The sequence below is a fragment of the Streptomyces pyxinicus genome (genome assembly GCF_024753135.1).
GTDB classification, from domain to species: domain Bacteria; phylum Actinomycetota; class Actinomycetes; order Streptomycetales; family Streptomycetaceae; genus Streptomyces; species Streptomyces pyxinicus.
This window is the reverse complement of the sequence record NZ_JANUGP010000011.1, coordinates 88014-108583: the sequence shown is the minus strand read 5'-3', so window position 1 is coordinate 108583 and position 20570 is coordinate 88014. Positions and strand designations below refer to the sequence as shown.

Here is a 20570-nt window from a genome sequence, read left to right as displayed (position 1 = left end):
GGGAATCACTGCCCACGACACGCGTCCCGGCCGTAACGTGTGCGGCGACCACGTGGAACGCAGCGCCATGCATGGCCCGGATGAGAGCGAGGCAGTACCCCATGCCCCCCTTCGACGTCCCCGAGGGCGACCCCTTCGGCCCGCACAACCTTCCCTACGGCGTGTTCTCGCCCTCCGGCAGCACGGAGCGGAGGGTCGGCGTCCGGATCGGGGACCACGTCCTCGACGCGGGCGCCGCGGCCACCGCGCTCGGCTCGCCGTACGCCGCCCTGCTCGCGCGGCCCACCCTCAACCCGCTGCTGGCGGCCGGGCACACCACCTGGGCGGGGGTGCGGGCCGCGCTGACGGAATGGGTGACGGAACCCGCGCACCGGTCCCTGCTCGAACCGCTGTGCCACCCGCTGTCCTCGGTGACCCTGCACCTGCCCTTCGAGGTCGCCGACTACGTCGACTTCTACGCCTCGGAGAACCACGCCCGCAACGTCGGCCAGATCTTCCGCCCGGACGCCGAGGACTCCCTCACCCCCAACTGGAAGCATCTGCCCATCGGTTACCACGGCCGTTCGGGCACGGTCGTCGTCTCCGGCACGGACGTCGTCCGCCCGTCCGGGCAGCGCAAGGGTCCCGGTGACCCCGCCCCGGTCTTCGGCCCCTCGATCCGGCTGGACATCGAGGCGGAGGTCGGCTTCGTCGTGGGCACACCTTCCGCGCAGGGCAGCCCGGTCCCGCTCGGCGCCTACCGGGAGCATGTCTTCGGCCTGTGCCTCCTCAACGACTGGTCCGCCCGCGACCTCCAGGCCTGGGAGTACGTCCCGCTCGGCCCCTTCCTCGGCAAGTCCTTCGCGACCTCCGTCTCGGCCTGGATCACCCCGCTGGCGGCGCTGGAACACGCGCGCGTGACCCCGCCCGAGCGCACCCACCCGCTGCTGCCCTACCTGGACGACTCCGCCCCCGGCATCGAGCCGGGCGGCTACGACCTGCGCGTCTCGATCGCGGTCAACGGCCAGGTCGTCTCCGAGCCGCCCTTCTCCACCATGTACTGGACGGCCGCCCAGCAGCTGGCCCACATGACGGTCAACGGCGCCTCGCTGCGCACCGGCGACCTGTATGGCTCGGGCACCGTGAGCGGACCCGAGGCCGGCCAGCGCGGCTCACTGCTGGAGCTGACCTGGAACGGCCGCGAGCCGCTGGAACTCCCGGACGGCAAGCGGGCCTTCCTGGAGGACGGCGACGTGGTGACACTGACGGCATGGGCACCCGGCGAGGACGGTCACCGGGTGGGACTCGGCGAGGTCAGCGGGCGGGTTGTGTCGGGCTGAGGTCCGGAGGGGTCGGCGGCGGGGAGGCTCGGCGGCGGGTGGGGCTCGGCGGCGGAGCGGGGGGTCGGCAACAGGGCGCGGTGTCGGGGGCGGGGGTGGGGCCTGGGCGGCGGGGCTCGGTGTCGGCGGAGGGACGGAGGCGCCGGGGGCCGGCCGCCCCCCCGCCCGGGATCCACACCCGCACGAGTCCGGCTCGAAGGCGCGTGAACAGCTCGCCGCCGACACCTGACCCGACGGGCCCCCGCGCGTCATACTGACGGGACCGGCACCACCCGAGGCGCCCCGGCCCCTCACCCCCGCACCACCCGACACCCGCGCACCTCTCCGACCAGGAACCGGAGCCCCGGCATGACCGTCTGCCTGCTCCTGCTGAGCGTCGTCGTCCTCACGGCCGCCGTCCCGGCGCCGCGTGCGCTGACCCGGGCCGCCTGGCCCGAGCGGGAACCCGTGGTCGCGCTGTGGGTGTGGCAGTGCCTCGTCGCCACCGTGCTGCTGTGCTGTCTGACCGCGCTGGTCCTGGGCGCGGCGGCCGTCTTCCACACCGTGCGCGACCGGGTCTTCGCCCCCGCTCCGCCCGCCGTCACCGCTGCCTACGACCTGTCCGCCGCGCCGGTGTGGGCCACCGCCCTCACCGTGCTGCTGGCCTGCGGGGCGGCCTGGACGACGGCGATGCTCGGCCGGGAACTCGCCGAGGCCCGGCGCAGCCGCGGCCAGGCCCGCGCCCAGCTGCGCGAACGCGCCCCCGACCTGCCGGCCGGGCTGCCCGCGGCACGCGGTCCGATGCTGGTGCTGGAGGACGAGTACCCGGACGCCTGGTGGATGCCGGGGCACCCGCCGCAACTGGTCGTCACCACCGGCGCCCTGCACCGCCTCACCGACCCCCAGCTCGACGCCGTCCTCACCCACGAGCGCGGTCACGCCCGGGCCCGGCACGACTGGCTGCTGCACCTGTCCACGGCGCTCGCCACGGGCTTTCCACGGGTCCCCCTCTTCTCCCACTTCTGCGACCAGACGCACCGCCTGGTCGAGCTGGCTGCCGACGACACCGCCTCCCGGCGCTGCGGCCACCTCACCACGGCCCTCGCGCTGATCGAGCTGAACCAGCACCGGGGCGTGCTGTCCTGCGCCTCCAGCCGCCGCCTGCTCGGCGAGCGCGTGGACCGCCTGCTGGAGCCGCCGCCCCGGCTGCTGCGCCGGCACCGGGCCCTGACCACGACGGTGGCCACGCTGGTCCCGCTGCTCCCCCTGCTGATCACCTTCGCCCCGGGTCTGACGGCCCTGGGCTGACGGCGACCCGGCCGTGTGGCTGACGGCGTCTCAGCCCTGAGGCCTTCGGCGGCTCAGCCCGGGACGCGGCGCGGCTGCCGGCTATATCCAGTCGTCCGGCTCCGGCTCGGGCTCCGCGTCCGGCTCCGGCCAGGCGGCGTCGTCCGGCGCCTCGCCACCGGCAGCCCCCTTCGGAGCGTCCAGCGCGGACAGCACCTCCAGCACGCCCTCGCCGTACGTGGCCAGCTTCTTCTCGCCCACGCCGCTCACCGTGCCCAGGTCGCGCACGGAGGTGGGCCGGAGGGAAACGATCTCTCGGAGCGTGGCGTCATGGAAGATGACGTACGCGGGGACGCCCTGCTCCCGGGCCTGCTCGGCGCGCCAGGCGCGCAGGGCCTCGAAGGCGGGCAGCAGCTCCGCGGGCAGCTCGATCGCGGCGGCCTTGGCCTTGCGCTCGCCCCCGGAGCCACCGCCCGAACGGGACCGGGAGGCGGCTGGCTTCTTCGGCTCCTTGCGCAGCGGCACCTCGCGCTCCTGCCGCAGCACGGTGCCGCTCGCCTCGGTGAGCACCAGCGTGCCGTACTCCCCCTCGACCGCGAGCAGGCCCTGGGCGAGGAGCTGGCGGATGGCGCCCCGCCACTCGCCCTCGGAGAGGTCGGCGCCGATACCGAAGACCGACAACTGGTCGTGGTCGAACTGGATGACCTTGGCGGTGCGCTTGCCGAGCAGGATGTCGATGATCTGCACCGCGCCGAACTTCTGTCCGCGCTCGCGCTGCAGCCGCACCACCGTCGAGAGCACCTTCTGCGCGGCGACCGTGCCGTCCCAGGTTTCGGGTGGGGTGAGGCAGGTGTCGCAGTTGCCGCAGGCCGCCGCGTCGGGGTCCTGGCCGAAGTAGGCGAGGAGCTGGCCGCGCCGGCACCGGGCCGTCTCGCACAGGGCGAGCATGGAGTCCAGGTGGGCGGAGGCCCGGCGGCGGAACGCCTCGTCGCTCTCGCCGGACTGGATCAGCTTGCGCTGCTGTATGACGTCGTTGAGGCCGTAGGCCATCCAGGCCGTGGAGGGCAGGCCGTCGCGGCCGGCGCGGCCGGTCTCCTGGTAGTAGCCCTCGATGGACTTGGGCAGGTCCAGGTGGGCGACGAAGCGCACATCGGGCTTGTCGATGCCCATGCCGAAGGCGATGGTCGCCACGACGACCAGGCCGTCCTCGCGCAGGAACCGGGACTGGTGGGTGGCGCGGGTGCCCGCGTCCAGACCGGCGTGGTACGGGACGGCGTCGATGCCGTTGGCGGTGAGGAACTCCGCCGTGCGCTCGACCGAGTTGCGCGAGAGGCAGTAGACGATGCCGGCGTCGCCCGCGTGTTCCTCGCGCAGGAAGGCGAGGAGCTGCTTTCTGGGGTCGGCCTTGGGCACGATCCGGTACTGGATGTTGGGCCGGTCGAAGCTGGCGACGAAGTGGCGGGCCGTCGGCAGGTGCAGCCGCTGGGTGATCTCCTGGTGGGTGGCGTGGGTCGCCGTGGCGGTCAGGGCGATGCGCGGCACGTCCGGCCAGCGCTCGCCGAGCAGGCTCAGGGCGAGGTAGTCGGGGCGGAAGTCGTGGCCCCACTGGGAGACGCAGTGCGCCTCGTCGATGGCGAAGACGGAGATCTTGCCGCGGGAGAGGAGGTCGAGTGTGCCCTCCAGACGCAGCCGCTCCGGGGCCAGATAGAGCAGGTCCAGCTCGCCGGCGAGGAACTCGGCCTCGACCATGCGCCGCTCGTCGAAGTCCTGCGTGGAGTTGACGAAGCCGGCCCGCACACCGAGCGCGCGCAGGGCGTCCACCTGGTCCTGCATGAGGGCGATCAGCGGGGACACGACCACGCCGGTGCCGGGGCGGACCAGGGCCGGGATCTGGTAGCACAGCGACTTGCCGCCGCCGGTCGGCATGAGGACGACGGCGTCGCCGCCCGCCGCCACGTGCTCGATGATCTCGCCCTGCTCGCCCCGGAAGGCCTCGTATCCGAAGACCCGGTGCAGTGTGGCCAGCGCCTCGCTGTCGGCCGTGCCCGGCCCGTCGGTCATCGTCGGCATCTCCTTGATCCCACCCGTCACGCTCATCGCCCTGTCCCCTGTCGGTCCCCCGTGTGTCGCTCCTCGACCACTGCCTCCACGATAGGGGCCCGCACCGACAGCCTCGGAGTTATCCACAGGCTCACCCTCACGGGCGACGGAATCCGGTCGCGTACGGGCACACCACTGCCCGGCGCCCCCAGACAGGGACGCCGGGCAGTGCTGTGTACTCAAGGACGGCTCAGCGGACGAAGACTCCCGCCTGGTTCGCCAGGTCCAGGAAGTACTGGGGGGCCACGCCGAGGACCAGGGTGGCTGCCACGCCCACCGCGATCGCCGTCGTCGTCAGCGGGGAGGGGACGGCCACGGTGGGGCCCTCGGGCCTCGGCTCGCTGAAGAACATCAGGACGATCACGCGGATGTAGAAGAACGCGGCGATCGCCGAGGAGAGCACGCCGACCACGACCAGCGGCACCGCGCCGCCGTCCGCCGCCGCCTTGAAGACCGCGAACTTCCCGGCGAAGCCGGAGGTCAGCGGGATGCCGGCGAAGGCGAGCAGGAAGACCGCGAACACCGCCGCGACCAGCGGGGAGCGGCGGCCGAGGCCCGCCCACTTGGACAGGTGGGTCGCCTCGCCGCCCGCGTCGCGCACCAGTGCGACCACGGCGAACGCGCCGATCGTCACGAAGGAGTACCCGGCCAGGTAGAAGAGGACCGAGGACACGCCGTCCTTGGAGGTGGCGATGACACCCGCGAGGATGAATCCGGCGTGTGCGATGGACGAGTACGCCAGCAGCCGCTTGATGTCGGTCTGCGTGATCGCGACGATCGCGCCGCCCAGCATCGTGATGATCGCCACGGCCCACATGACCGGCCGCCAGTCCCAGCGCAGGCCCGGCAGCACGACGTAGAGCAGCCGCAGCAGGGCGCCGAACGCCGCGACCTTGGTCGCCGCCGCCATGAAGCCGGTCACCGGGGTCGGCGCGCCCTGGTACACGTCCGGGGTCCACATGTGGAACGGCACCGCGCCCACCTTGAACAGCAGGCCCATCACGAGCAGCGCGCTGCCGAGCAGCAGCAGCGCGTCGTTGCCCATCGTGCCGGCGAGCGCCGGGTCGACGTTGGTGACGGTGCCGTCGACGACCTGGGCGATGCGCGCGTAGGACACGGAGCCCGCGTAGCCGTACAGCAGGGCGATGCCGAACAGGGTGAACGCGGAGGCGAACGCGCCGAGCAGGAAGTACTTGACCGCGGCCTCCTGCGACATCAGCCGCTTGCGGCGGGCCACCGCGCACAGCAGGTACAGCGGCAGGGAGAAGACCTCCAGGGCCACGAACAGCGTCAGCAGGTCGTTGGCCGCCGGGAACACCAGCATGCCCGCGATCGCGAAGAGCAGCAGCGGGAACACCTCGGTGGTGGTGAACCCGGCCCGGATCGCGGCCTTCTCGCTGTCGCTGCCGGGCACGGAGGCGGCCTGCGCGGCGAAGGAGTCCACCCGGTTGCCGTGCGCCTCCGGGTCGAGCCGCCGTTCGGCGAAGGTGAACAGGCCGACCAGACCGGCCAGCAGAATGGTGCCCTGGAGGAACAGGGCGGGTCCGTCGACGGCGACGGCGCCCATGGCCGCGATGTGCGCCTTGGTGGTGCCGTACCCGTCGGCCGCCAGCGCGACGACCGCGGCGAACGCGGCACACAGCGCTACGGCGGAGACGAACACCTGCGCGTAGTAGCGGCCCTTGCGCGGCACGAAGGCCTCGATCAGCACCCCCACCAGGGCCGCGCCGACGACGATCAGGGTCGGCGAGAGCTGTCCGTACTCGATCTTCGGCGCGTCGATCTTGGAGATCGGGTCGGCCGCGGTTGTCCACAGGCTGTGGACGGCTGCTGCGCTCACTTGGCCGCCTCCACCTCGGGCTTGGGGTCCTTCTTCTGGACGTCGGACATGGTCTGCTTGACCGCCGGGTTGACGATGTCCGTCACCGGCTTCGGATAGACACCCAGGAAGATCAGCAGCACGATCAGCGGGGCGACCACCACCAGCTCACGCGCCCGCAGGTCGGGCATGGCCGAGACCTCGGGCTTCACCGGGCCCGTCATCGTGCGCTGGTAGAGCACGAGGGTGTAGAGCGCGGCGAGGACGATGCCGAAGGTGGCCACGACGCCGATCGCCGGATAGCGCGTGAAGGTGCCGACCAGCACCAGGAACTCGCTGACGAACGGCGCGAGACCGGGCAGCGACAGGGTGGCGAGGCCGCCGATCAGGAAGGTGCCGGCGAGCACCGGGGCGACCTTCTGCACCCCGCCGTAGTCGGCGATGAGCCGCGAGCCGCGCCGGGAGATCAGGAAGCCGGCGACCAGCATCAGCGCGGCCGTGGAGATGCCGTGGTTGACCATGTAGAGCGTGGCGCCGGACTGGCCCTGGCTGGTCATCGCGAAGATGCCCAGGACGATGAAGCCGAAGTGCGAGATCGACGCGTACGCCACCAGGCGCTTGATGTCGCGCTGGCCGACGGCGAGCAGCGCGCCGTAGACGATGCTGATCACGGCGAGGACGAGGATCACCGGCGTCGCCCACTTGCTGGCCTCCGGGAAGAGCTGGAGGCAGAAGCGGAGCATCGCGAAGGTGCCCACCTTGTCGACCACCGCGGTGATGAGCACGGCGACCGGGGCGGTGGACTCCTGCATGGCGTTGGGCAGCCAGGTGTGCAGCGGCCACAGCGGCGCCTTCACCGCGAAGGCGAAGAAGAAGCCGAGGAACAGCCAGCGTTCGGTGCTCGTCGCCATGTGCAGCGTGCCGTTGGCCCGGGCCTGGGCGATCTCGGCGAGGGAGAAGTTCCCGGCGACCACGTAGAGACCGATCACCGCGGCCAGCATGATCAGACCGCCGACCAGGTTGTAGAGGAGGAACTTCACCGCCGCGTACGACCGCTGCGTGGCCGCCGCCTCCTCGCCGTGCTCGTGGGCACGGTCCCCGAAGCCGCCGATGAGGAAGTACATCGGGATCAGCATGGCTTCGAAGAAGATGTAGAAGACGAAGACGTCCGTGGCCTCGAACGAGATGATCACCATCGCCTCGACCGCCAGGATCAGCGCGAAGAAGCCCTGGGTGGGCCGCCAGCGGCGGCTGCCGGTCTCCAGCGGGTCGGCGTCGTGCCAGCCGGCCAGCACGATGAACGGGATGAGCAGCGCGGTCAGCGCGATCAGCGCCACGGCGATGCCGTCCACGCCCAGTTCGTACCGCACCCCGAACGCCTTGATCCAGGCGTGGGACTCGGTGAGCTGGTAGCGGGCGCCGTCCGGGTCGAAGCGGACCAGGACGACGACCGCCAGGGCGAGCGTGGCGAGCGAGACCAGCAGCGCCAGCCACTTGGCGGCGGTGCGCCGCGCGGCCGGTACGGCGGCCGTGGCGACGGCCCCGAGGGCCGGGAGCGCCGCCGTCGCTGTCAGCAGAGGAAAGGACATCGGTATCAGACCGCCCTCATCAGCAGGGTCGCGGCGACCAGGAGGGCCGCACCGCCGAACATCGAGACCGCGTAGGAGCGGGCGAAGCCGTTCTGGAGCCGGCGCAGCCGTCCGGAGAGGCCGCCGAAGCCGGCCGCCGTGCCGTTGACGACGCCGTCGACCAGGGTGTGGTCGACGTACACCAGGGAGCGCGTGAGGTGCTCGCCGCCGCGCACCAGGACGACGTGGTTGAGGTCGTCCTGGTACAGGTCGCGGCGGGCCGCGCGGGTGAGCAGCGAACCGCGCGGGGCGACGGCCGGGACGGGCTTGCGGCCGTACTGCGCCCAGGCGATGGCGACACCGGCGACCAGGCAGACCATGGTCGCGCCGGTGACGGTGGCGGCGCTCAGCGGCGAGTCGCCCTCGCTGTGGCCGGTGACGGGCTCCAGCCAGTGCAGGAAGCGGTCGCCGACGCTGAAGAAGGCGCCGCCGAAGACCGAGCCGACGGCCAGCACGATCATCGGGATCGTCATGACCTTCGGGGACTCGTGCGGGTGCGGCTCGGCGTGCTCGCCCTGGTGCTCGGCGGCCGGTTCCGCGCTGGGCGCCTCCGGGGAGCGGGTCGGCCGGCTGCGCCAGCGTTCCTCGCCGAAGAACGTCATCAGCATCACGCGCGTCATGTAGAAGGCGGTGATGGCCGCGCCCAGCAGGGCCGCGCCGCCGAGGATCCAGCCCTCGGTGCCGCCCTTGGCGAAGGCTGCCTCGATGATCTTGTCCTTGGAGAAGAAGCCGGACAGGCCCGGGAAGCCGATGATCGCCAGATAGCCGAGGCCGAAGGTGACGAAGGTGACCGGCATGTAGGTGCGCAGGCCGCCGTACTTGCGCATATCGACCTCGTCGTTCATGCCGTGCATGACGCTGCCGGCGCCGAGGAACAGCCCGGCTTTGAAGAAACCGTGCGTCACCAGGTGCATGATCGCGAAGACGTAGCCGACGGGGCCGAGACCGGCCGCCAGCACCATGTAGCCGATCTGCGACATGGTCGAGCCGGCCAGCGCCTTCTTGATGTCGTCCTTGGCGCAACCGACGATCGCACCGAAGAGCAGCGTGACCGCGCCGACGACGGTGACGACGAGCTGGGCGTCGGGGGCGGCGTTGAAGACGGCGGCGGAGCGGACGATCAGGTAGACACCCGCGGTCACCATGGTCGCGGCGTGGATCAGGGCCGAGACCGGGGTCGGACCCTCCATCGCGTCCCCGAGCCAGGACTGGAGCGGCACCTGTGCCGACTTGCCGCAGGCGGCGAGCAGCAGCATGAGGGCGATCGCGGTCAGCTTGCCCTCGGAGGCGCTGCCGGCGTGGTCGAGGACCGGGCCGAAGGCGAAGGTCCCGAACGTCGTGAACAGCAGCATGATCGCGATGGACAGGCCCACGTCACCGACCCGGTTGACCAGGAAGGCCTTCTTGGCGGCCGTGGCGGCGCTGGGCTTGTGCTGCCAGAAGCCGATCAGCAGGTAGGAGGCGAGGCCGACGCCCTCCCAGCCGACGTACAGCAGCAGGTAGTTGTCGGCGAGGACGAGCAGCAGCATCGCCGCGAGGAACAGGTTCAGATAGCCGAAGAAGCGGCGCCGGCGCTCGTCGTGCGCCATGTACCCGACCGAGTACAGGTGGATCAGCGAGCCGACGCCCGTGATCAGCAGCACGAATGTCATCGAGAGCTGGTCCAGGCGGAAGGTGACGTCCGCCTGGAAGCTCTCGACCGGGACCCAGGTCCACAGGTGTTGGATCAGCGTGCGGTGTTCGGCGTTCCGGCCGAGCAGGCCGGCGAAGAGGACCAGGCCGATCACGAAGGAGGCGGTCGACAGCAGGGTGCCGATCCAGTGGCCGACGCGGTCCAGGCGCCGGCCGCCGACCAGCAGGACGGCCGCTCCGAGCAGGGGCGCCGCGATGAGCAGCGCGATCAGTTTCTCCACGATTCTTCCGACCCCTTACAGCTTCATCAGGCTGGCGTCGTCGACCGAGGCCGAGTGGCGGGTGCGGAACAGCGACACGATGATCGCGAGACCCACCACGACCTCCGCCGCGGCGACGACCATCGTGAAGAAGGCGATGATCTGGCCGTCGAGGTTGCCGTGCATCCGGGAGAAGACGACGAACGCGAGGTTGCAGGCGTTCAGCATCAGCTCGACGCACATGAAGACCACGATGGCGTTGCGGCGGATCAGGACGCCGGTCGCGCCGATCGTGAACAACAGGGCGGCGAGGTAGAGGTAGTTGACCGGGTTCACTTCGACGCCTCCTCGGTCCGCTTGAACGTCGCCGGCCGGATCTCGGTGCGCTCCAGGCGTTCCTCCGCGCGCTGCTCCAGCGCCCGCAGGTCGTTCAGCGCCTCGGTGGAGACGTCGCGGATCTGGCCGCGCTCGCGCAGTGTCTTGCTGACGGTCAGCTCCGAGGGCGTGCCGTCCGGCAGCAGGCCCGCGATGTCCACCGCGTTGTGCCGGGCGTAGACACCCGGGGCGGGCAGCGGCGGCACGTGCCGGCCTTCGCGGACGCGCTGTTCGGCCAGCTCGCGCTGGGTCTTCGCGCGCTCGGTGCGCTCGCGGTGGGTGAGCACCATGGCGCCGACGGCGGCCGTGATCAACAGGGCGCCGGTGATCTCGAAGGCGAACACGTACTTGGTGAAGATGAGGGAGGCGAGGCCCTCCACGTTGCCGTTCGCGTTCGCCTGGCCGGTGCCGTCGAACTCCTTCAGCGAGGCGTTGCCGATGCCGGCGAACAGCAGGATGCCGAAGCCGAGCCCGCTCAGCAGGGCCAGCCAGCGCTGGCCCTTGATGGTCTCCTTCAGCGAGTCCGCGGCCGTGACGCCGACCAGCATCACCACGAACAGGAACAGCATCATGATCGCGCCGGTGTAGACGACGATCTGCACGATGCCCAGGAAGTAGGCGCCGTTGGCGAGGTAGAACACCGCCAGGACGATCATGGTGCCGGCCAGGCTGAGCGCGCTGTGCACGGCCTTCCTCATGAAGACGGTGGACAGGGCGCCGACGACCGCGACGGTCCCGAGGACCCAGAACTGGAAGGCCTCACCGGTGGAGGTGGTGTAGGCGGCGAGCTGCTGCGCGCTCATCGGCCGACCACCTTCTCCGAGGCGGGCTCGTCCTCACCGACGGTGGACGCGGCCTCCTGCGGGACCTCGCCCCGGGAGACGGCGGCCTGCGGGACCGTGCCGGGTGCGGCGTGCGTCACCAGGCCCCGGTAGTAGTCCTGTTCGTCGGTCCCGGGGAAGATCGCGTGCGGTGTCTCGACCATGCCCTCCTCCAGGCCGGCCAGCAACTGCTCCTTGGTGTAGATGAGGTTGGCGCGGCTGGAGTCCGCCAGCTCGAACTCGTTGGTCATCGTCAGCGCGCGCGTGGGGCACGCCTCGATGCACAGCCCGCACAGGATGCAGCGGGCGTAGTTGATCTGGTAGACGCGGCCGTACCGCTCGCCCGGCGAGTAGCGCTCCTCGTCGGTGTTGTCGGCGCCCTCGACATAGATGGCGTCGGCGGGGCAGGCCCAGGCGCACAGCTCGCAGCCGACGCACTTCTCCAGGCCGTCCGGATGGCGGTTGAGCTGGTGCCGTCCGTGGAACCGCGGAGCCGTGGTCTTCTTCTGCTCCGGGTACTGCTCGGTCAGCCGCTTCTTGAACATGGCCTTGAAGGTCACGCCGAAGCCGGCCACGGGGTTCTGGAAACCGGGCTTGGTCTCCTTGGGTTCCTCAGTCATCGGACGCCTCCTTTCCATCCGTAGATCCGTCACTGACAGTGTCCACCCCGCCACTGACAATCAGCTCCCGCTCCCGGCGCGGGCGGCGCCTGGGCACCGGCGGCAACTCCTGTCCGGGCAGTGGCGGTACCGGGAATCCGCCCGCCATCGGGTCGAATCCGAGCTGCTCGGCGGCCGGCTGCTCGGCCTTGCGGCCCTTCTCGCGGAACAGGTCGGCGACGAAGGAGACCAGCAGCAGGGCCAGGACGCCGCCGCCGACGTAGAGCGCGATGTCGGCGAAGTCGTAGTTCTCGTTGCGCAGTGCCCGCACGCTCGCGACGAGCATCAGCCAGACCACCGAGACCGGGATGAGGACCTTCCAGCCGAGCTTCATCAGCTGGTCGTAGCGGACCCGCGGGAGCGTGCCGCGCAGCCAGATGAAGAAGAACAGCAGCAGCTGGACCTTGACGACGAACCAGAGCAGCGGCCACCAGCCGTGGTTGGCGCCCGCCCAGAAGCCGCTGACCGGCCAGGGGGCACGCCAGCCGCCGAGGAAGAGGGTGGTCGACACGGCCGAGACCGTCACCATGTTCACGTACTCGGCGAGCATGAACATCGCGAACTTGATGGACGAGTACTCGGTGTTGAAGCCGCCGACCAGGTCGCCCTCGGACTCCGGCATGTCGAACGGGGCGCGGTTGGTCTCCCCGATCATCGTGACGATGTAGATCAGGAAGGACACCGGCAGCAGCAGGATGTACCAGCGGTCGTGCTGCTGTTCCACGATCGTGGACGTCGACATCGATCCCGAGTAGAGGAACACCGACGCGAAGGCGGCGCCCATCGCGATCTCGTAGGAGATCATCTGCGCGCAGGAGCGCAGGCCGCCGAGGAGCGGGTAGGTGGAGCCGGAACTCCAGCCCGCGAGCACGATGCCGTAGATGCCGACGGAGGCGACCGCGAGGATGTAGAGCATCGCGATCGGCAGGTCGGTGAGCTGCATCGCGGTGCGGTGGCCGAAGACCGAGATCTCGCCCCCGGACGGTCCGAAGGGGATCACCGCGATCGCCATGAAGGCCGGGATGGCCGCGACGATCGGCGCGAGGACGTACACCGCCTTGTCCGCGCGTTTGACGACGACGTCCTCCTTGAGCATCAGCTTCACACCGTCGGCGAGCGACTGGAGCATGCCCCAGGGGCCGTGCCGGTTGGGTCCGATGCGCAACTGCATCCAGGCGACGACCTTGCGTTCCCAGACGATGGAGAACAGCACGGTCACCATCAGGAACGCGAAGCAGAAGACGGCCTTGACGACGACGAGCCACCAGGGGTCGCGGCCGAACATCGAGAGGTCTTCCGCGGCGAGGTACGGGCTCATGCCTCCACCTCCTTGGGGGCCCCCTCGGCGAACGCCGCCGGGCCGATACGGACGAGGGAACCGGGCTGTGCCCCGGTGTCGGAGGCGACGCCGGCGCCCGCGGAGTTCAGCGGGAGCCACACCACCCGGTCGGGCATCTCGGTGATCCGCAGCGGCAGTTCGACGCTGCCGGCGGGGCCGGTGACGGCGAGCGCCTCGCCGTCCTTGACGCCCGCCTCGGCGGCCGTCGCGGCCGACACGCGCGCGTGGGCGGTGTGCCGGGTGCCGGCGAGCGCCTCGTCGCCCTGCTGGAGCAGGCCCCGGTCGAGCAGCAGCCGGTGGCCCGCGAGCACGGCCTCTCCGGCGGCCGGGCGGGGCAGTACGCCCCCGGACTCGGCGGGCGCCGAGGCGCGCGCTCCGTCCCAGGGGCCGAGCCGGTCGATCTCCGCGCGCGTGGTGCGCAGATCGGGCAGCCCCAGGTGGACGTCCATGGCGTCGGCCAGCATCTGGAGGACGCGGGCGTCGGCGGGGGCGAGCCGGCGGGTCATCTGGTCGGGCTTGAGCGCGGCCTCGAAGAACCGCACCCGGCCCTCCCAGTTGAGGAAGGTGCCCGCCTTCTCGGCGACCGCGGCGACCGGCAGGACGACGTCGGCGCGCTCGGTGACCTCGCCGGGCCGCAGCTCCAGCGACACCAGGAAGCCGACGCTGTCGAGCGCCTCACGCGCGCGTGCCGGGTCGGGCAGGTCGGCGACCTCGACGCCGGCGACGACCAGCGCCGAGAGTTCGCCGGTGGCGGCGGACTCGACGATCTGGTGGGTGTCGCGGCCGTAGCGCGCGGGGAGTTCGGCGAGCCCCCAGACGGCGGCGACCTCCTCCCGCGCGCGCGGGTCGGTCGCCGGCCGGCCGCCCGGCAGCAGCGCGGGCAGCGCGCCCGCCTCGATCGCGCCGCGCTCTCCGGCCCGGCGCGGGATCCACACCAACCGCGCGCCGGTCGCGGTGGCCGCGCGTACGGCGGCCGTCAGGCCGCCGGCGACCGAGGCGAGCCGCTCGCCGACGACGATGACCGCGCCGTCCGCGCGCAGCGCCGAGGCGGCCAGGGTGCCGGACGCCTCCAGGCCGGTGCCGCTCGCGAGGGCGTCCAGCCACTCGGTCTCGGTGCCCGGCGCGGCCGGCAGCAGGGTGCCGCCCGCCTTCTCCAGGCCCCGGGTGGCGTGCGTGGCCAGCGCGAACACCTGCTGCTTGTGCTTGCGCCAGGCCTTGCGCAGCCGCAGGAAGACGCCGGGCGCCTCCTCCTCGGACTCGAAGCCGACGAGCAGCACCGCGGGCGCCTGCTCCAGCGCGGTGTACGTGACCCCGGTGCCGTCGAGGTCCCGGCCGCGGCCCGCCACGCGGGCGGCGAGGAAGTCGGCCTCCTCGGCGCTGTGCACGCGCGCGCGGAAGTCGATGTCGTTGCTGTCGAGCGCCACGCGCGCGAACTTGCTGTACGCGTAGGCGTCCTCGACGGTCAGCCGGCCGCCGACCAGGACCCCGGCCCGGGAGCGGGCGGCGGTCAGGCCGCGGGCCGCCGCTTCCAGGGCCTCCGGCCAGGACGCGGGCTCCAGGACGCCCCCGGCGTTGCGGACGAGGGGCGTCTCCAGGCGGTCGCGCTGCTGCGCGTAGCGGAACCCGAAGCGTCCCTTGTCGCAGATCCACTCCTCGTTGACCTCGGGCTCGTTGGCCGCGAGCCGCCGCATGACCTTGCCGCGCCGGTGGTCGGTGCGGGTGGCGCAGCCGCCCGCGCAGTGCTCGCAGACCGAGGGCGAGGAGATCAGGTCGAAGGGGCGGGAGCGGAACCGGTAGGCCGCGGAGGTCAGGGCGCCGACCGGGCAGATCTGGATGGTGTTGCCGGAGAAGTACGACTCGAAGGGGTCGCCCTCGCCGGTGCCGACCTGCTGGAGCGCGCCCCGCTCGACCAGCTCGATCATCGGGTCGCCGGCGACCTGGTTGGAGAAGCGGGTGCACCGGGCGCACAGCACGCACCGCTCGCGGTCGAGCAGGACCTGCGTGGAGATCGGTACGGGCTTCTCGTAGGTGCGCTTGCGGCCCTCGAAGCGGGACTCGGCGTTGCCGTGCGACATGGCCTGGTTCTGCAGCGGGCACTCGCCGCCCTTGTCGCAGACCGGGCAGTCCAGCGGGTGGTTGATGAGCAGCAGCTCCATCACGCCGTGCTGGGCCTTCTCGGCGACCGGCGAGGTGAGCTGCGTCTTCACCACCATGCCGTCGGTGCAGGTGATGGTGCAGGACGCCATCGGCTTGCGCTGGCCCTCGACCTCGACGATGCACTGGCGGCAGGCGCCGGCCGGGTCGAGGAGGGGGTGGTCGCAGAACCGCGGGATCTCGATGCCGAGCTGTTCGGCGGCCCGGATGACCAGGGTGCCCTTGGGCACGCTGATCTCGATGCCGTCGATCGTCAGCGTGACGAGGTCCTCCGGCGGGACCGCCGCCTGGCCCCCTCCCGAGGGGGCGCTGGTGGTCACGGTCATGCGTTCACCTCCGGGCGGTCCGCCCAGGCCGTCGACTTGGCCGGGTCGAAGGGGCAGCCCCGGCCCGTGATGTGCTCCTCGTACTCCTCGCGGAAGTACGTGAGCGAGGAGAAGATGGGGGACGCGGCGCCGTCGCCGAGGGCGCAGAACGACTTGCCGTTGATGTTGTCGGCGATGTCGTTCAGCTTGTCGAGGTCGGACATCACGCCCTTGCCGGCCTCGATGTCCCGCAGCAACTGCACCAGCCAGTACGTCCCTTCGCGGCAGGGTGTGCACTTGCCGCAGGACTCGTGGGCGTAGAACTCGGTCCAGCGGGTCACCGCCCGCACCACGCAGGTCGTCTCGTCGAAGCACTGCAGGGCCTTGGTGCCGAGCATGGAACCGGCGGCCCCGACCCCTTCGTAGTCGAGGGGGACGTCGAGGTGCTCGTCGGTGAACATCGGCGTCGAGGAGCCGCCCGGCGTCCAGAACTTCAGGCGGTGGCCGGACCGCATCCCGCCGCTCATGTCGAGGAGCTGGCGGAGCGTGATGCCGAGCGGGGCCTCGTACTGGCCGGGGCTCGCGACATGGCCGCTGAGCGAGTAGAGCGTGAAGCCCGGGGACTTCTCGCTGCCCATCGACCTGAACCAGTCTTTCCCGTTTTTCAGGATCGCGGGAACCGACGCGATCGACTCGACGTTATTCACCACAGTCGGGCAGGCGTAGAGCCCTTCGACGGCAGGGAAAGGGGGACGCAGTCGCGGTTGACCACGGCGGCCTTCGAGCGAGTCGAGCAGCGCGGTCTCCTCACCGCAGATGTACGCGCCGGCGCCGGCGTGCACGGTGAGATCGAGGTCGAGCCCGCTGCCCAGGATGTTCTCGCCGAGGTAGCCCGCCGCGTAGGCCTCGCGCACGGCCTCGTGCAACCGCCGCAGGACGGGGACGACCTCGCCCCGCAGATAGATGAAGGCATGCGACGACCTGATGGCGTAACACGCGATGACGATGCCCTCGATGAGGCTGTGCGGGTTCGCGAAGAGGAGCGGGATGTCCTTGCAGGTACCGGGCTCCGATTCGTCGGCGTTGACAACTAGATAGTGCGGTTTTCCATCACCCTGCGGAATGAACTGCCACTTCATTCCGGTCGGGAACCCCGCGCCGCCGCGCCCGCGCAGACCGGACTCCTTGACGTACGCGATCAGGTCGTCCGGTGACATGGCGAGTGCCGTGCGGAGCCCCTCGTACCCCTCGTGCCTCCGGTAGACGTCGAGCGACCAGGACCGGTCCTCGTCCCAGAAGGCCGACAGCACGGGTGCGAGCAGCTTCTCCGGGCTCGTGTCCTTGACCTCGGGTACCACGGTCATCACTCCCCCTCCTCGGCGGTCGGCCCTGCCGGGTGGGCCGGGTCGGAGGCCGATGTCTCCTGCGGCGCGTCGTGAGAGCTGAGGTGCTCGGACGGCGACGGTTCGGGCGTCCGGTCCTGCGGTTCGTCCTGCGGACCGCCGTCGCGCGGATGGACCACGCGCGCGGGTGCGGCCTCTCCCCTTGCCAGGCGAAGGCCCACCAGCGACGCGGGTCCCGCACTGCCGCCCTCCTCGACGGCCCCGGGCCGCTCGTCGGGGAAGCCGGCCAGAATCCGCGCGGTCTCCTTGAAGGTGCACAGCCGCGCCCCGCGCGTGGGCTCGACGGGCTGCCCCGCGCGCAGGTCGTCGACCAGGCGCTTGGCGCCGGCCGGGGTCTGGTTGTCGAAGAACTCCCAGTTGACCATCACGACCGGCGCGAAGTCGCAGGCCGCGTTGCACTCGATGTGCTCCAGGGTGACCTTGCCGTCGTCGGTGGTCTCGCCGTTGCCGACGCCGAGGTGCTCCTGGAGGGTCTCGAAGATCTCGTCGCCGCCCATCACCGCGCACAGCGTGTTGGTGCACACGCCGACCTGGTAGTCACCGGACGGCTTGCGCCGGTACATGGAGTAGAAGGTGGCGACGGCGGTGACCTCGGCCGTCGTCAGGTCCAGCATGTCCGCGCAGAACCGCATCCCGGTGCGCGTGACGTGGCCTTCTTCCGACTGCACGAGGTGGAGCAGGGGCAGCAGGGCGGACCGGGAGTCCGGGTAGCGCGCGATCACCTCGCGCGCGTCGGCCTCCAGCCGGGCCCGGACCTCGTCCGGGTAGGCGGGTGAGGGCAGTTCCGGCATGCCCAGGCTGACGCCCCGCTCCGAGGAACTGGTGGTCACCGGTCGACGCCTCCCATCACGGGGTCGATGGACGCGACGGCGACGATGACGTCGGCGACCTGGCCGCCCTCGCACATCGCCGCCACGGCCTGAAGGTTGGTGAAGGACGGGTCCCGGAAGTGGACCCGGTAGGGGCGGGTGCCGCCGTCGGAGACGGCGTGCACCCCGAGCTCGCCCTTGGGCGACTCGACGGCCGCGTAGGCCTGTCCGGGCGGCACCCGGAAGCCCTCGGTGACCAGCTTGAAGTGGTGGATCAGGGCCTCCATGGAGGTGCCCATGATCTTCTTGATGTGGTCGAGGGAGTTGCCGAGTCCGTCCGGGCCCAGGGCGAGCTGGGCGGGCCAGGCGATCTTCTTGTCGGCGACCATGACCGGGCCGGGCTGGAGCCGGTCCAGGCACTGCTCGATGATGCCGAGCGACTGGCGCATCTCCTCCAGGCGGACCAGGAAGCGGCCGTAGGAGTCGCAGCTGTCGGCGGTCGGGATCTCGAAGTCGTAGGTCTCGTAGCCGCAGTAGGGCTGGGCCTTGCGCAGGTCGTGCGGCAGGCCGGCGGAGCGCAGGATCGGGCCGGTGGCGCCGAGGGCCATGCAGCCGGCCAGGTCGAGGTAGCCGACGTCCTGCATGCGGGCCTTGAAGATGGGGTTCCCGGTGGCGAGCTTGTCGTACTCCGGGAGGTTCTTGTGCATCTTCTTCACGAAGGCGCGGATCTGGTCCACCGCGCCGGGCGGCAGGTCCTGGGCGAGGCCGCCGGGGCGGATGTACGCGTGGTTCATCCGCAGGCCGGTGATGAGTTCGTAGAGGTCGAGAATCATTTCACGATCACGGAAGCCGTAGATCATGATCGTGGTGGCGCCCAGCTCCATGCCGCCGGTGGCGATGCACACCAGGTGGGAGGAGAGCCGGTTCAGCTCCATCAGGAGCACCCGGATGACGCTGGCGCGGTCGGTGATCTGGTCCTCGATGCCGAGGAGCTTCTCGACGGCGAGGCAGTAGCCGGTCTCGTTGAAGAAGGACGTCAGGTAGTCCATGCGCGTGACGAAGGTGGTGCCCTGCGTCCACGTGCGGAATTCGAGGTTCTTCTCGATGCCGGTGTGCAGGTAGCCGATGCCGCAGCGGGCCTCGGTGACCGTCTCGCCCTCGATCTCCAGGATCAGGCGGAGCACCCCGTGGGTGGAGGGGTGCTGGGGACCCATGTTGACGACGATGCGCTCGTCGTCGGCGCGGGCCGCGGACTGGACGACCTCGTCCCAGTCGCCACCGGTGACCGTGTAGACGGTTCCCTCGGTGGTCTCGCGTGCCGATGCTGACTGCGTGCTCACGAGTACGACCTCCGCTGGTCCGGAGCCGGGATCTGGGCGCCCTTGTACTCGACGGCGATGCCGCCGAGGGGGTAGTCCTTGCGCTGCGGGTGGCCCTGCCAGTCGTCCGGCATCATGATCCGGGTCAGGGCCGGGTGACCGTCGAAGACGATCCCGAAGAAGTCGTAGGTCTCGCGCTCGTGCCAGTCGTTGGTCGGGTAGACCGGCACCAGGGACGGGACGCGCGGGTCGCCGTCGGGGGCGCTGACCTCCAGCCGGATCAGCCGGTTGTGGGTGATCGAGCGCAGGTGGTAGACGGCGTGCAGCTCGCGGCCCGTGTCGTGCGGGTAGTGGACGCCGCTGACGCCGGTGCACAGTTCGAAGCGCAGGGCGGGGTCGTCGCGCAGGGTGCGGGCGACGCGGAGCAGGTGCTCGCGCTCGATGTGGAAGGTCAGCTCGTCGCGGTCGACGACCGTCTTCTCGATGGCGTTCTCGGGCAGCAGGCCCTGTTCCTCCAGGGCGCCCTCCAGCTCGTCGGCGACCTCGTCGAACCAGCCGCCGTAGGGGCGGGTGGCCGGTCCGGGGAGCCGGACGGAGCGGACCAGGCCGCCGTAGCCGGAGGTGTCGCCGCCGTTGTTCGCGCCGAACATGCCGCGCTGGACGCGGATCTCCTCACCGCCCTGGCCGCGCTGGCCGGGGAGGTTGGACGCGGAGAGGTCCTTCTCGGGGTTCACCCCGTCCGCGGACCCGTTCGCGCCGTCCGCGGACCCGTTCGCGCCGTTGTGGCCGTGGGCGTCGCTCACCGCAGCAGCCCCTTCATCTCGATGGTGGGCAGGGCCTTGAGGGCCGCCTCCTCCGCCTCGCGGGCCGCTTCCCGCGCGTTCACGCCGAGCTTGCTGGACTGGATCTTCTGGTGGAGCTTGAGGATCGCGTCCATGAGCATCTCGGGGCGCGGCGGGCAGCCGGGCAGATAGATGTCGACCGGCACGATGTGGTCGACGCCCTGGACGATCGCGTAGTTGTTGAACATGCCGCCCGAGGAGGCGCAGACGCCCATGGAGATCACCCACTTGGGGCTGGGCATCTGGTCGTAGACCTGCCGGAGGACCGGCGCCATCTTCTGGCTGACCCGGCCGGCGACGATCATCAGGTCCGCCTGGCGCGGCGAGCCGCGGAAGACCTCCATGCCGAAGCGCGCCAGGTCGTAGCGGCCGGCGCCGGTGGTCATCATCTCGATGGCGCAGCAGGCGAGGCCGAAGGTGGCGGGGAAGACGGACGCCTTGCGCACCCAGCCCGCGGCCTGCTCGACGGTGGTCAGCAGGAATCCGCTCGGCAGTTTTTCTTCGAGTCCCATGTCGTTAA

General features: G+C 71.0%; 16 protein-coding genes. 2 read left to right on the top strand and 14 right to left on the bottom strand.

The features are described 5' to 3' along the window. Nucleotides 1-101 precede the first annotated feature (101 nt). The gene (fahA, locus tag NX794_RS16965; protein ID WP_258779395.1) at nt 102-1319 is read left to right on the top strand and encodes a fumarylacetoacetase; all 1218 of its coding nucleotides are present in this window, start codon (nt 102-104) and stop codon (nt 1317-1319) included. A gap of 348 nt (nt 1320-1667) precedes the next feature. After that, nucleotides 1668-2606 carry a M56 family metallopeptidase gene (locus NX794_RS16960; RefSeq protein ID WP_258779394.1) on the top strand — a complete coding sequence of 313 codons (939 nt, stop codon included), beginning with the start codon at nt 1668-1670 and terminating at the stop codon, nt 2604-2606. 81 nt (nt 2607-2687) lie between these two features. Here the strand turns inward: NX794_RS16960 and recQ are convergent, their stop codons facing one another. From recQ to NX794_RS16890, 14 genes are all read right to left on the bottom strand, one after another. Beyond that, nucleotides 2688-4682, bottom strand: coding sequence for a DNA helicase RecQ (gene recQ, locus NX794_RS16955; RefSeq protein ID WP_258779393.1), 1995 nt, complete (start codon nt 4680-4682; stop codon nt 2688-2690). 193 nt (nt 4683-4875) lie between these two features. Then, nucleotides 4876-6525, bottom strand: a complete 1650-nt coding sequence (gene nuoN / locus NX794_RS16950; protein ID WP_258779392.1) for an NADH-quinone oxidoreductase subunit NuoN — start codon at nt 6523-6525, stop codon at nt 4876-4878. Further along, nucleotides 6522-8093 (bottom strand): NADH-quinone oxidoreductase subunit M, encoded by a 1572-nt coding sequence (locus tag NX794_RS16945; protein WP_258779391.1) that lies wholly within the window; start codon nt 8091-8093, stop codon nt 6522-6524. The genes nuoN and NX794_RS16945 overlap by 4 nt, the downstream gene beginning before the upstream one ends. Before the next feature lie 5 nt (nt 8094-8098). Continuing rightward, nucleotides 8099-10045, bottom strand: coding sequence for an NADH-quinone oxidoreductase subunit L (nuoL, locus tag NX794_RS16940; RefSeq protein WP_258779390.1), 1947 nt, complete (start codon nt 10043-10045; stop codon nt 8099-8101). A 15-nt stretch (nt 10046-10060) separates the two neighbouring features. Continuing rightward, nucleotides 10061-10360: an NADH-quinone oxidoreductase subunit NuoK gene (nuoK, locus tag NX794_RS16935; RefSeq protein WP_121787439.1), complete on the bottom strand. Its 300-nt coding sequence runs from the start codon at nt 10358-10360 to the stop codon at nt 10061-10063. Then, nucleotides 10357-11202, bottom strand: a complete 846-nt coding sequence (locus NX794_RS16930) for an NADH-quinone oxidoreductase subunit J (RefSeq protein WP_258779389.1) — start codon at nt 11200-11202, stop codon at nt 10357-10359. Before NX794_RS16930 ends, nuoK begins: the two co-directional genes overlap by 4 nt. Further along, nucleotides 11199-11840 (bottom strand): NADH-quinone oxidoreductase subunit NuoI, encoded by a 642-nt coding sequence (gene nuoI, locus NX794_RS16925; RefSeq protein ID WP_258779388.1) that lies wholly within the window; start codon nt 11838-11840, stop codon nt 11199-11201. Before nuoI ends, NX794_RS16930 begins: the two co-directional genes overlap by 4 nt. Continuing rightward, complete coding sequence (gene nuoH / locus NX794_RS16920) at nt 11833-13197, bottom strand: NADH-quinone oxidoreductase subunit NuoH (protein WP_258779387.1); 1365 nt, start codon at nt 13195-13197, stop codon at nt 11833-11835. Before nuoH ends, nuoI begins: the two co-directional genes overlap by 8 nt. Continuing rightward, on the bottom strand, nt 13194-15698 hold the full coding sequence (locus tag NX794_RS16915; RefSeq protein WP_258779386.1) for an NADH-quinone oxidoreductase subunit G: 2505 nt from the start codon (nt 15696-15698) through the stop codon (nt 13194-13196). Before NX794_RS16915 ends, nuoH begins: the two co-directional genes overlap by 4 nt. Next, entirely contained in the window at nt 15695-17041 is a 1347-nt protein-coding gene (gene nuoF / locus NX794_RS16910; protein WP_428985919.1) for an NADH-quinone oxidoreductase subunit NuoF, read from the bottom strand. The genes NX794_RS16915 and nuoF overlap by 4 nt, the downstream gene beginning before the upstream one ends. Beyond that, nucleotides 17041-17910: an NADH-quinone oxidoreductase subunit NuoE gene (gene nuoE / locus NX794_RS16905; RefSeq protein WP_258779384.1), complete on the bottom strand. Its 870-nt coding sequence runs from the start codon at nt 17908-17910 to the stop codon at nt 17041-17043. The genes nuoF and nuoE overlap by 1 nt, the downstream gene beginning before the upstream one ends. Further along, on the bottom strand, nt 17907-19229 hold the full coding sequence (locus NX794_RS16900) for an NADH-quinone oxidoreductase subunit D (protein WP_258779383.1): 1323 nt from the start codon (nt 19227-19229) through the stop codon (nt 17907-17909). Before NX794_RS16900 ends, nuoE begins: the two co-directional genes overlap by 4 nt. Beyond that, a complete protein-coding gene (locus NX794_RS16895) occupies nt 19226-20011 on the bottom strand; it encodes an NADH-quinone oxidoreductase subunit C (protein ID WP_258779382.1) in 786 nt (261 codons plus the stop codon). Before NX794_RS16895 ends, NX794_RS16900 begins: the two co-directional genes overlap by 4 nt. Continuing rightward, entirely contained in the window at nt 20008-20562 is a 555-nt protein-coding gene (locus tag NX794_RS16890; protein WP_031077121.1) for a NuoB/complex I 20 kDa subunit family protein, read from the bottom strand. The genes NX794_RS16895 and NX794_RS16890 overlap by 4 nt, the downstream gene beginning before the upstream one ends. Nucleotides 20563-20570 lie beyond the last annotated feature (8 nt).

What these genes read in the sequence shown, in the direction of transcription:
- fahA (WP_258779395.1), top strand. Translation starts at nt 102, where the DNA reads ATGCCCCCCTTCGACGTCCCCGAGGGCGACCCCTTCGGCCCGCACAAC.
- NX794_RS16960 (WP_258779394.1), top strand. Translation starts at nt 1,668, where the DNA reads ATGACCGTCTGCCTGCTCCTGCTGAGCGTCGTCGTCCTCACGGCCGCC.
- recQ (WP_258779393.1), bottom strand. Translation starts at nt 4,682, where the DNA reads ATGAGCGTGACGGGTGGGATCAAGGAGATGCCGACGATGACCGACGGG.
- NX794_RS16945 (WP_258779391.1), bottom strand. Translation starts at nt 8,093, where the DNA reads ATGTCCTTTCCTCTGCTGACAGCGACGGCGGCGCTCCCGGCCCTCGGG.
- NX794_RS16930 (WP_258779389.1), bottom strand. Translation starts at nt 11,202, where the DNA reads ATGAGCGCGCAGCAGCTCGCCGCCTACACCACCTCCACCGGTGAGGCC.
- nuoI (WP_258779388.1), bottom strand. Translation starts at nt 11,840, where the DNA reads ATGACTGAGGAACCCAAGGAGACCAAGCCCGGTTTCCAGAACCCCGTG.
- nuoH (WP_258779387.1), bottom strand. Translation starts at nt 13,197, where the DNA reads ATGAGCCCGTACCTCGCCGCGGAAGACCTCTCGATGTTCGGCCGCGAC.
- NX794_RS16915 (WP_258779386.1), bottom strand. Translation starts at nt 15,698, where the DNA reads ATGACCGTGACCACCAGCGCCCCCTCGGGAGGGGGCCAGGCGGCGGTC.
- nuoF (WP_428985919.1), bottom strand. Translation starts at nt 17,041, where the DNA reads ATGACCGTGGTACCCGAGGTCAAGGACACGAGCCCGGAGAAGCTGCTC.
- NX794_RS16890 (WP_031077121.1), bottom strand. Translation starts at nt 20,562, where the DNA reads ATGGGACTCGAAGAAAAACTGCCGAGCGGATTCCTGCTGACCACCGTC.